Source organism: Cupriavidus nantongensis (assembly GCF_041726985.1).
Classification (GTDB): domain Bacteria; phylum Pseudomonadota; class Gammaproteobacteria; order Burkholderiales; family Burkholderiaceae; genus Cupriavidus; species Cupriavidus nantongensis_A.
In genome coordinates this window covers 1265180-1274905 of sequence record NZ_CP168303.1, presented here as the reverse complement: position 1 = coordinate 1274905, position 9726 = coordinate 1265180, and the positions used below count along the sequence as shown (strand labels likewise).

Genomic DNA, 9726 nt, shown 5'->3' with positions numbered 1-9726 from the left:
TCAGTCCTCCCTCGCCTCGTCCGGGTCGCCCCAGCCGGACATCACTTTCGCCTGGTAGCGCGTGTACCCCTCCTCGATCATGTCGCGGTACCGCTGATATGTGTCGTCTATGCCGGGGTAGTAGCAGTGCTTGCACCAGCGCGAGCCAAACACCTGGACATCGCGCCGGCACTTCAAGCAAGTGCCGTGGCCGTTGCTCATAGTGGCCTCGCCAGTCGTACGCCGCGATTCCAGCGGCAGTTGTCCGCGCGGTGCCCGAAGGCGCCGCAATAGCAGCAGTAGCCGTTCCAGTTCATAGCGATACCTCCGGGTCTTGAATGAAATGCCGTGTCGTCGGCAGCGGGATGTCGGCGGGGTGAATGCCCCAGACATCCAGCAAGGCGCTGAAGTCCTGCGCCATGCGGGCGAACTGCGCCATGGGGTTGAACTGGGGCTTCACCACCTTGCGCGCTGCCATGCCGGCACGGTTGACGCAGCTGTAGACCACGATGGGGCTGCCGCCGCGCTCGATGTGCTCGCTGTGCACCAGCCCGTGCTTTTCCATCGTGCGCAATGCGCTGGCGACGCCCTGGCGGGTAAAGCCGTGGCGGCTTGCAAACCGCCCGGCCACGACCTGCTCGCCCGCAAGGAATGCGGCCTGCAGAGCTTCGCCCAGCGTCGGCTTCTCCTGGGTCGGGTTCATGCTGCCTCCTTCACGCACGCATGCTCCAGCAGCGCCAGCGCGTCCGCGTGGTTGTCGTCGACCACCCGATAGCCGCGCGCGCGCATGGCGGCCATCATGGCGTTCTTGTCAGCGTTGCCCTTCCCCGTCGCGGCCTTCTTGATGACCGGCACGGGCACGCCGACCAGGCGGATACGGTTGCGGTCAGCCCAGGCCTGCAGGTGCGCCTCGAAGCCGCCGTAGACGTGGGCTGCCTGCACCGCGGTGTGGCGCAGCACCAGCTCGTAGTAGACGGCGTGGATCTCGCCGGCCTGCCGCGAGCGCTCGCCCAGCCAGGCGGCGAACTTCAGCCAGCGCTGGCCGGGCCCATCATTGCGGCGCGGCGCGAACGATTCGCTGCCGCTGTGCACCGCGCCATCGCGCATGCCGAGCGCCCAGCCGGTGGTGGTCCCGATGTCGATGGCCAGGATGTTCAGGTTGCAGGCCGGCGTACCCAACGCTGCGGGGCCTTTCCCTTGCGAATCAGGCTCTTCCGTCGCAGTCACGGTTTCGAAGAAGTCGGTCATCGGTTCCTCACAGATCCGCGGCGATGCCGCGCTTGCGCACTGCCGGGCCGGTCGACAGCATCGGCAGCGGGCCCGTCCATTCGTCGAACTTCGTCACCGCGCCGCGGTACAGCAGCGGCACGTCGCTGAGCGCGCCATTGCGCTGCTTGCGGATCAGCACCTCGGCGTAGCCCTTCAGGTCGGCGTTATTCGGGTCGTACATCTCCGGGCGGTGCACGAACATGACGACGTCGGCGTCCTGCTCGATGTCGCCCGAGTCGCGCAGGTCGGAGAGGATCGGCTTCTTGTCCGGGCGGTCCTCGTTCTTGCGGCTGAGCTGGGCCAGCGCCACCACCGGGACGTTCAGCTCCTTGGCCAGCGCCTTCAGCCCCCGCGAGTACGCGCCGATCTGCTGCGTGCGCATCTTTTCCTCGCCGCCAGTCATCAGCCCGAGGTAGTCGACGATCAGGACGTCCAGGCCGAACTTGCGCTGGTGGGCTTTGGCCTTCATGCGCACCTCGAGCAGCGTCAGGGCCGGCGAGTCGTCCACCGCAAACGAGAGATCGGCGACCTGCTGCACGGCGTACGTGAGGCGCGGCCAGTCGGTGTCCTCCATCCGGTTCAACAGCGACGACAGCCGGATGCTCCCGCGGCTCGCCGCCGCGCGCGCGACGATCTCCTGGTCCGACATCTCCATCGACAGCAGCAACACGCCGTAGGTGGTGGCCATGTTCAGGCCGATGTCGGTCGTCAGCGCCGTCTTGCCCATCGACGGACGTCCGGCCACGATCACCAGGTTGCCTCGACGCAGCCCACCGTTCAGCGCCTTGTCCAGCGACGCAATGCCGGTCGGGATGGCTGTCTCGGTGGTGCCGTGGTAGCGCTGGTCGACCGTTTCGACGAACTCGGTCATCAGCTCAGCGAGGAACTTCGGCTCGCGGCGAACGCCGAGCTGCGCCAGCCCGGCCAGCAGCGCCTGGGCACGGTCCAGGATATCGGTGCCCTTCATCGGGCTCGGCGTCTCGACAAGCTCGAGCACCTTGCGCGCCGCGGCCGCGGTCTCGCGCAGCATGGCGCGGTCGCGCACGATCTCGGCGTAGCGGGCGATGTTCGCAGCGCTGGGCGTTCGGTGCGCCAGCTCGGTCAGGTAGCCCAGCCCGCCGCAGCGCTCGGCCTTGCCCTGCGACTGCAGCACCTCAAACACGGTCACAACGTCGGCCGGACGGTTGGCCACTACCAGGCGGTAGATCGCGCTGTAGACCTCGCGATGGTCGTCCCGGTAGAAGTGCGCCGGCTCCAGGCCGTTGATGCGGTCCACGGCGTTGTTGTCGAGCAGCAGGCCGCCCAGCACTGCCTGCTCTGCCTCGACGCTGAACAGCGCGCGGGCCTGCGGGAAATCGTCAGGGGCGTTCATGCCGTGGCCTCCTCGTGGTACTTGCCTTCACGGATCTTCGTGAAGTTCGCGAGCTTGCAAATCCATTCGAGATCGGCGCAGAAGGCTTTGCGGCCATCACGGGACGGCACGCGCCCGGTCAGGAATGCCGACTGGCCGACATAGGCGAAGAACCGGCGCCAATAGTCCAGGTTCTGGCGCTTCGGGTCTTCGTTCCATCGGGTGCGCAGCTGTTGGGCACGTGCTGCGGTCCATTCCCCCACGGTCGGGCACGTAGGCAGAAGCTCGTGGTAGAGCGCGATGATCTGCTGATGCGGGCAGGCAGCCTTGGGCTGCTTGTTGCCCCCGGCGGCGCCGAGAAGGTCGTCAGCGGAGTCGCTGTCGACGACTACCCCGTTAGGGGTAGTAGTAGTTAACTCTTCTCTCCTCTTCTCTTCTCTGGTCCCGTTTTTGTCCGCATCGGAAGCGGACAAACGTCCGGCTCGTTTGCGGTCACTGTCTTGGGCTCGGCGCTTGGCAGATTGGCCGTTGTGCTTGTCAAACTCAGGCAGGGCAAGGCCTTCCGGGTTTTCGTCCAGCCAGCCGACGGTTTTCATGGCTGCCGAGAATCCCTGCCAGCCAATCAGTTCGTCCACCGTCCCGAGGTCGTAGCCTTCGAGATGTCCGTCAGTTGAGTGAGCGTCGAACAGACACCAGACGGACATGAGTCCGCCGACCGTCCGAAGTCTGTCCGCTTTCAATGCGGACGCAATGCGGACGACTTTCGGATGAGTGAAGAGGTCCGTCCGCATCTTGATCCAGTCACCGGCCATTACTACCTTCCCCCGGTCGTGCCCTGCATCTCGGCAAGCAACCGCTTAATTTGTGAGCACAGGGCCATGCGGACCTCGCGGGTCTCGGCTACGGTGATCCTGTGCAGCAATTCGTTGATCTGCTCCAGCTGGCTCATGCCACCTTCCCGAGCAGCTTCGCGCGCAGCGCCGCGGCCTTCTGCTCCGCCTCATGCAGCTCGCGCAGGTCGTCGCAGTACATGAGATCCCGCTGATAGGTGATCCACTGCGTGAGCAAGGTATGGCCGACCAGGCATTCGAAGCGCGCGATGGCGGTCAGGGGCAGATGCCAGACCTTGCCGGCGCCATCGCGTCCGTGCTTGATCTTGGAGAACTGGGACGCCGACAGGCCCAGGTAGCCCGCATAGGTCTTCTCCAGGAACTTGAACCTGCTGAGTTCGATGGCTTTGCAGATCAGCCCGGGCACGTCGGCAATGGAAGCAACGACGTCGTGCTCAATGGCCCGGGGCTTCTCCATCAGGCACATCAGCGGCAGTTCTGTCTGAGTGGCAACACTTGACACTGGAGTTGACACTTGGGTCTCCCGTAAAAAAGAAGGCATCAGAGCGATGCCGCTAAACTGCCCACCACGCGACCATGGACCGAGAACACCATGCCCAAAGCCGAAAAGATCGAGATTCCGCACTGCGCCACCTGCGGCAACCAGACGGACGTCGCCGCCGATGCCAAAACGTGCCGCTTGTGCGGCGGGCCCGTTATCCTCGGGGACCCCTGGCTGACCGAATTCCGAAAGAAGCTGCGCGGGACGCGGGCCATGGTCCAGGTCGCCAAGGAAGAACCCGAGAACTAGGCCGCCTTTCGGCGGGACGATCGACCGGTCGGCGGCTGTACGTCGTCGGTGGCCTTCAACTGTTCGTTGTCAGCCTCGAGCTCTGGCCAGATCAGTTGCCAGTCATCCGGCCGGAGCTCTTTCCGGGTCACAGCGCCCTTTGTGGCCCGCTCGATGGCAACGCATCGCTCGATTGGCACAGAGCGGGCACCCGTCGCCCATTGCTGAACCGTGGGAGGCTTGACGCCGACCAGGCGAGCGAGAGCAGCCTTACCGCCGACTGCTTCGCTGGCCCGCTGGATGGAGGTGGTGGGTTTCGTGCTCATGAGGGTCATTATATGGCATTGCCTCATTATTGCAAGGCATTGCCGCATGTGGCCTATAGCGGGTCAAATTAGGCAATGCTTACTGGTGACAAACTCGGCGCTGCCATAGAGCAGGCCAGGCTAAAGAAAGGCGTCTCGAAGAAGGCGCTGGCGGATGCCATGGGCGTGAAGCCCGCATCTGTGCAGGATTGGGTCAAGTACGGGCGCATCGCGAAGGAGCGCATCAACGACCTGGTCGCCTACTTCTCCGACGTGGTCGGCCCCGAGCACTGGGGCCTAGATTTCCCCGGAGCAGTCAAGAGCTCAACGTCGCCCTCTTCGCCTCGCCAACAAAGCATGCCGCCCTCTTCGGCAGGTGCTTACAATCCTTCCCTCGGCCCTGCCGACCAGGATTTACCGCACCCCTCAGAAGAAGAGTTCGCATTGGTACCGCAGCTTGATGTAATGGCCGCCTGTGGAGACGGGCGCTTTCAGGATCATGTAGTCGTCAAAGGCGGCTTGGCGTTCAAGCGCTCGAGCCTTCGAGAGTTCGGAGTACCCGAGCATGCCGCCCGGGTAATCTACGCAGACGGCGGCAGCATGCGCCCCACCATCCAGGATGGACGCGTGGTGCTCATAAACACCGCTGACACCGAGCCGAAGGACGGCAAGGTCTACGCGATCTGCATGCCCGACGGCGGCCTGCTTCTGAAGCGCCTGGTGCTGGACTATCACCCCGGTACGGGCGGCATGGCATGGATCATCCGCAGCGACAACCCGGACCGCGTGGCTTTCCCGGACAAGTTGTTGCCGCCGGACGACCGGACGATGATCGCCGGCCGCGCCGTCTGGACCGACAGCCTTCTTTGACACGACTGCTCCAAGAGGGGAGACATGCGCAAAGCTATCGTTGCAGCTGGCCTGGGCCTACTGACTTTGCAGGGATGTGCCACGAAGAACTACGGCACACAGCCACCCCTAACGGATTTCGAGCGGCAGACGCTCACATGCCGCGAGATCGAGCTCGAGAAGGCGAGGGTGCAGGGTTTCCGTGCACAGATCGACGGGAAATGGGCACGCATGGATGCCCGCGACCTCTTGGCATTCGATTTCGGCATCGGCAATCACATCGCCTTTTCCGAAGCGGTCGACAGCGCAGAGAAGCGGACACAGCAGCTTGAGGCTGTGGCCACCGAAAAGGGCTGCACAGTGAAGTCCTCCGAAGGGGAAAGCACTGCAGCATCAGCCGCCTCCAAGAAGTAAGGCCCCACCAGAACCCCCAAAGCCCGCCACCCCGGCGGGCTTTTTGTTGCCCGCCCACAACAGCAAGCGCGGCAACGGCGGGTTAAGCACTTTGACGCACACCATAAGGCATCGCCTGTTAAGAAATATGGCATTGCCTCTTGACACGTAGATATGGCATTGCCTAATATTCCTCCATCAGCACCGAGCCCGGTGCCTCACCGATGGAGCGAGCGATGCCCACCCCCGCCACCTACGCCACGGTCTTCCGCCGCCCTCCGCCGCGGAAGGACCAGCAGCGAGCAGTAGTCCACACCGCCGGCCTCTTCTGGTCGATCACCGGCGAATTCACCACCCCCACGCCTGGCCGCGCTTCGGCGTTCATCGCCAGCGACATCCGCCTGGTGAACGACGACGGCAGCGAGACGGCCGACATGCTGGACCTGCTCGCGGACGCCTTCGTGTCGCAGATCGAAGAGCAGGCCGCCGAGTCCCTGATGGAAGACCGGAGGGCCGCGGCATGAATGAGCCCGTCGAACTCTCCTACGGCACGCATGCCGAGCGCGCGTTCCTCGACCAACTGGCCACCAGCGCCAAGGCCGCTGACCTACTGAGCAACTACATCGCCGCGGCCGAGAAGCGCCTGGTGTGGGGCTCGATCGACAAGACCGAGGTGCTTCTGTACGCCCAGATGCTGCTGGGCAACGCCCAAGCCAAGGCCCACGCCGACCAGCGGATCCGGAGGGCTGCGTGATGACCACCGATCAAGCCGTGGCGCGCCAAGCTGCGCACGACAACCTGGTGCACGAGCTGATGAGCGCTTTGCAGGCCATCGTCGAACTGCCGGCCCATCCGATGCGCAAGAAAGCAGCCGAGATCGCCGCTGCCGCCCTGGCGCGCGCCAAGGAGCAGCAATGAGACTCCTCCGCGCCCTGCTCTTCTGGTTCGGCATCGCCATCGCCGCGATCGCACTGCTCGGCGCGTACACCGTGCTGACCATCGACGCGCCGCTGTCCATCCCGCTGAGGACCGTATGACCTACGACCCCGCATCCAACGCCCTGCTCGCATGTGCGAAGTGCACGCGCGGCCGGCAGTGGGCCGGCGCCGTCGGCTTCGGCCTGGCCGCTGGCGTGATCTGGTACCTGACCGTCGCCATCCGCGCCGGCTTCTGACCCTCAACTCTCCGGAGACCACCATGGAAACCACCGCACCCGTGATCGCCCTGCAGGCTGTCGAGTCCTCGAAGATCCACGCCATCGGCCACGATCGCGACACCAACACGCTGGCCGTGCGCTTCAAGAACTACAAGGGCGAGGCCACTAGCCTCTACCACTACAGCAACTTCACGGCCGAGGAATTTGTCGCGTTCCGCGACGCGGAATCGATCGGCTCGCACTTCCACAAGCACATCAAGCCGCACGACAAGAAGTACCCGTACGTGAAGGTCGAGGGCGCGCCGGCCCAATCCGAAGCCTGATTCCCCCCGTCTAGGAGAACCTCACCATGTCTACCGCTGTCGCCGAAGACGTCATCCACGTCGACACACTGGCTAATCCGCGCGCCGCGGCATTGCCGGCCAATCGCCACACCGGCGCGTTGACCAATACCGGCCCGGTCACGCCCGACACCCTGCTGCTGATCGCTGTGGAGAAAGGCGCCGACCTGGAATATCTCGGCAAGCTGATGGACCTGCAGGAGCGTTGGCAAGCTGGCGAGGCACGCAAGGGCTACGTCAAGGCCATGGCCGGCTTCAAGGCCGAGCCGATCACGATTCGCCGAAGCAAGGAAGTTGGCTACAAGACGCGCGAGGGCGACTTCGTTGGCTACACGCACGCTGAACTGTCGGACGTTACCGACGCGGTGGGCCCGGCCATGGCCAAGCACGGCCTGAGCTTCGCCTGGAACATCCTGCAGGGCAACGGGCTGATCACCGTGGAATGCGTGATCACGCACGAGCTCGGCCACTCCGAGAAGGTCGTGATGTCCGGCCCGCCCGACAACTCGGGCAAGAAGAACGTCATCCAGCAAACCGCGTCGACGATCACCTACCTGCAGCGATACACCCTGCTGGCCGTCACCGGCATGTCGACGAAGGGCATGGACGATGACGGCGCCGGCGGTAGCGACGATGCCACCGGAGGCCAGCCGCCCGTCTCCGGGCGACGCGACGAGCCGCCCGCCACCTACCCGCAGGAGCGCTTCGACGCCAACAAGGCCGCCTGGCGTGACCTGGTCAAGTCGAAGAAGAAGACGCCGGCCCAGATGATCGCCTTCATCGAGTCCAAGGGCGTACCGCTGACGGACAACCAGAAGAACACCATCGATTCGTGGAGCCACGAGAATGACTGATTACACCGCTCACAACCTTGTGCAAGGCTCGCCCGAGTGGCAAGCCTTCCGCTTCAACTACCACGGCGCCAGCGAGGCGGCGGCCATGCTCGGCCTGTCGCCGAACATGAAGCGCAACGAGCTGCTGCACATCAAGAAGACCGGCATGCCGAAGGAGTTCAGCGACTTCGTGCAGGAGCGGATTCTGGACCGTGGCCACGAACTGGAAGCGATGGCCCGGCCGCTGGTCGAGGAAGACCTGGGCGAGGAGCTCTATCCGGTCACGTGTTCGCTCGGCAAGGAATCGGCGTCGTGCGACGGCCTGACCATGGCCGGCGACATCGCATTCGAGCACAAGCAGTGGAACGAGGATCTGGCGCTGGCGGTGGAGAACGGCAACGTGCCGGACAGTCACATGCCGCAGTGCCAGCAGATTCTGATGGTGACCGGCGCCGAGCGCGTGCGCTTCGTGGTGTCCGACGGTACACGCGATCGCTTCGTCTGGACCGACGTCGAACCGGATCAGGACTGGTTCAACCGCATCATGGCCGGCTGGAAGCAGTTCGACCGCGACGTGGAAGACTACGAGCCGCGCGAGATCGAGACCAAGCCGGAAGGCCGCACGCCCGAGACGCTGCCCGCCCTGTTCGTCGAGGTGACCGGCCAGGTCACGGCCAGCAACCTGCGAGAGTACCGCGAGCACGCGCTGGCCGTGTTCGGCGGCATCAACAAGGACCTCCAAACGGATCAGGACTTCGCCGACGCCGAGAAGACAGTGAAGTGGTGCGGCATGGTCGAGGAACGTCTGGCCGCCGCAAAACAGCACGCGCTGTCGCAGACGGCCAGCATCGACGAACTGTTCCGCACGATCGACGACATCAGTGCGGAGGCCCGCCGCGTGCGTCTGGACCTCGACAAACTGGTGACGCGGCGCAAGGTCGAGGTGAAGGAAGCCATCATCGTGGGCGGCCGCAATGCCTTTACCGCCCACGTCCAAGCGCTGAAGGAAGAGACCGGCGGCGTCTGGGTGGAACTTGGCATGCCGGACTTCGCTGGCGCGGCCAAGGGCAAGCGCTCGGTGGCGAGCATCCAAGACGCAGTGGACACGATGTTGGCTAACGCCAAGATCGACGCCGACGCATCGGCCAAGCGCCTGCGCGCCAACGTCGTCTATCTGGACGATTCCATCAAGGGCTACGAGTTCCTGTTCTCCGATCGACACGCCTTGGCTACCAAGCAGCTCGACGACATCAAGATGGTGGTGTCGAACCGCATCGAGAAGCACAAGCTCGACGAACAGCGCAAGGAAGAGGAGCAGCGCGAGCGCATCCGATGCGAAGAGCAGGCCAAGCTGGAGCGCGAGGCAGCAGACAAGCGCGCTGCCGAAGAGAAGGCTGCCCGCGAAGCCGAGCCGGCAGCACGAGCTGATGAACCTGCACCGGCGCCCACCCCTGCCGCGGCACCTGCCGCACGTCCGGCACCGGTCGCCCGCCAAGCACCCGCACGCCGCGCGGCCCCGCCCACCCGTCCGACCGACGCGCAGATCATCGCCGCGCTGGTCAGCCACTTCGAAGCCACCGAGAAGCAGGTGATCAGCTGGCTCTGTGAGATGGACTTCTCCGTCGCTTGA

The 9726-nt window shown here is 64.5% G+C and carries 19 protein-coding genes; 11 read left to right on the top strand and 8 right to left on the bottom strand.

Annotated elements, in window-relative coordinates:
* From ACEI37_RS17150 to ACEI37_RS17120, 7 genes are all read right to left on the bottom strand, one after another.
* The gene (locus ACEI37_RS17150; RefSeq protein WP_373379884.1) at window positions 1-201 is read right to left on the bottom strand and encodes a hypothetical protein; all 201 of its coding nucleotides are present in this window, start codon (window positions 199-201) and stop codon (window positions 1-3) included.
* Window positions 202-292: 91 nt separating this feature from the next.
* Window positions 293-682, bottom strand: a complete 390-nt coding sequence (locus ACEI37_RS17145) for a hypothetical protein (protein WP_373379883.1) — start codon at window positions 680-682, stop codon at window positions 293-295.
* A complete protein-coding gene (locus ACEI37_RS17140) occupies window positions 679-1227 on the bottom strand; it encodes a hypothetical protein (protein ID WP_373379882.1) in 549 nt (182 codons plus the stop codon). Before ACEI37_RS17140 ends, ACEI37_RS17145 begins: the two co-directional genes overlap by 4 nt.
* A 7-nt stretch (window positions 1228-1234) precedes the next feature.
* Window positions 1235-2620, bottom strand: a complete 1386-nt coding sequence (dnaB, locus tag ACEI37_RS17135; RefSeq protein WP_373379881.1) for a replicative DNA helicase — start codon at window positions 2618-2620, stop codon at window positions 1235-1237.
* Window positions 2617-3411: a hypothetical protein gene (locus ACEI37_RS17130; RefSeq protein ID WP_373379880.1), complete on the bottom strand. Its 795-nt coding sequence runs from the start codon at window positions 3409-3411 to the stop codon at window positions 2617-2619. Before ACEI37_RS17130 ends, dnaB begins: the two co-directional genes overlap by 4 nt.
* A 2-nt stretch (window positions 3412-3413) precedes the next feature.
* Window positions 3414-3548 (bottom strand): hypothetical protein, encoded by a 135-nt coding sequence (locus ACEI37_RS17125; RefSeq protein WP_373379879.1) that lies wholly within the window; start codon window positions 3546-3548, stop codon window positions 3414-3416.
* A complete protein-coding gene (locus ACEI37_RS17120; RefSeq protein ID WP_373379878.1) occupies window positions 3545-3964 on the bottom strand; it encodes a hypothetical protein in 420 nt (139 codons plus the stop codon). The genes ACEI37_RS17125 and ACEI37_RS17120 overlap by 4 nt, the downstream gene beginning before the upstream one ends.
* A gap of 78 nt (window positions 3965-4042) precedes the next feature.
* Here ACEI37_RS17120 and ACEI37_RS17115 point away from each other — a divergent pair, with 78 nt between their 5' ends.
* On the top strand, window positions 4043-4240 hold the full coding sequence (locus ACEI37_RS17115) for a hypothetical protein (RefSeq protein ID WP_373379877.1): 198 nt from the start codon (window positions 4043-4045) through the stop codon (window positions 4238-4240).
* On the opposite strand, the gene ACEI37_RS17110 is transcribed toward ACEI37_RS17115, so the two are convergent.
* Window positions 4237-4545 (bottom strand): transcriptional regulator, encoded by a 309-nt coding sequence (locus ACEI37_RS17110; protein WP_373379876.1) that lies wholly within the window; start codon window positions 4543-4545, stop codon window positions 4237-4239. The genes ACEI37_RS17115 and ACEI37_RS17110 overlap by 4 nt on opposite strands.
* Before the next feature lie 75 nt (window positions 4546-4620).
* Between ACEI37_RS17110 and ACEI37_RS17105 the strand changes: the two genes are divergently transcribed.
* The 10 genes from ACEI37_RS17105 to ACEI37_RS17060 all read left to right on the top strand — a co-directional run bounded on the left by ACEI37_RS17105 (window position 4621) and on the right by ACEI37_RS17060 (window position 9726).
* Window positions 4621-5394, top strand: coding sequence for a helix-turn-helix transcriptional regulator (locus ACEI37_RS17105; RefSeq protein WP_373379875.1), 774 nt, complete (start codon window positions 4621-4623; stop codon window positions 5392-5394).
* 24 nt (window positions 5395-5418) lie between these two features.
* On the top strand, window positions 5419-5787 hold the full coding sequence (locus ACEI37_RS17100; RefSeq protein ID WP_373379874.1) for a hypothetical protein: 369 nt from the start codon (window positions 5419-5421) through the stop codon (window positions 5785-5787).
* A 215-nt stretch (window positions 5788-6002) separates the two neighbouring features.
* Entirely contained in the window at window positions 6003-6290 is a 288-nt protein-coding gene (locus tag ACEI37_RS17095; RefSeq protein WP_373379873.1) for a hypothetical protein, read from the top strand.
* A complete protein-coding gene (locus ACEI37_RS17090) occupies window positions 6287-6520 on the top strand; it encodes a hypothetical protein (protein ID WP_373379872.1) in 234 nt (77 codons plus the stop codon). Before ACEI37_RS17095 ends, ACEI37_RS17090 begins: the two co-directional genes overlap by 4 nt.
* Window positions 6517-6684 carry a hypothetical protein gene (locus ACEI37_RS17085; protein ID WP_373379871.1) on the top strand — a complete coding sequence of 56 codons (168 nt, stop codon included), beginning with the start codon at window positions 6517-6519 and terminating at the stop codon, window positions 6682-6684. Before ACEI37_RS17090 ends, ACEI37_RS17085 begins: the two co-directional genes overlap by 4 nt.
* Window positions 6681-6803, top strand: a complete 123-nt coding sequence (locus tag ACEI37_RS17080) for a hypothetical protein (RefSeq protein ID WP_373379870.1) — start codon at window positions 6681-6683, stop codon at window positions 6801-6803. The genes ACEI37_RS17085 and ACEI37_RS17080 overlap by 4 nt, the downstream gene beginning before the upstream one ends.
* Complete coding sequence (locus ACEI37_RS17075) at window positions 6800-6940, top strand: hypothetical protein (RefSeq protein ID WP_373379869.1); 141 nt, start codon at window positions 6800-6802, stop codon at window positions 6938-6940. Before ACEI37_RS17080 ends, ACEI37_RS17075 begins: the two co-directional genes overlap by 4 nt.
* Before the next feature lie 23 nt (window positions 6941-6963).
* Window positions 6964-7245, top strand: coding sequence for a KTSC domain-containing protein (locus ACEI37_RS17070; protein WP_373379868.1), 282 nt, complete (start codon window positions 6964-6966; stop codon window positions 7243-7245).
* Window positions 7246-7271: 26 nt separating this feature from the next.
* Entirely contained in the window at window positions 7272-8117 is an 846-nt protein-coding gene (locus ACEI37_RS17065; RefSeq protein WP_373379867.1) for an ERF family protein, read from the top strand.
* Complete coding sequence (locus ACEI37_RS17060) at window positions 8110-9726, top strand: YqaJ viral recombinase family protein (protein WP_373379866.1); 1617 nt, start codon at window positions 8110-8112, stop codon at window positions 9724-9726. The genes ACEI37_RS17065 and ACEI37_RS17060 overlap by 8 nt, the downstream gene beginning before the upstream one ends.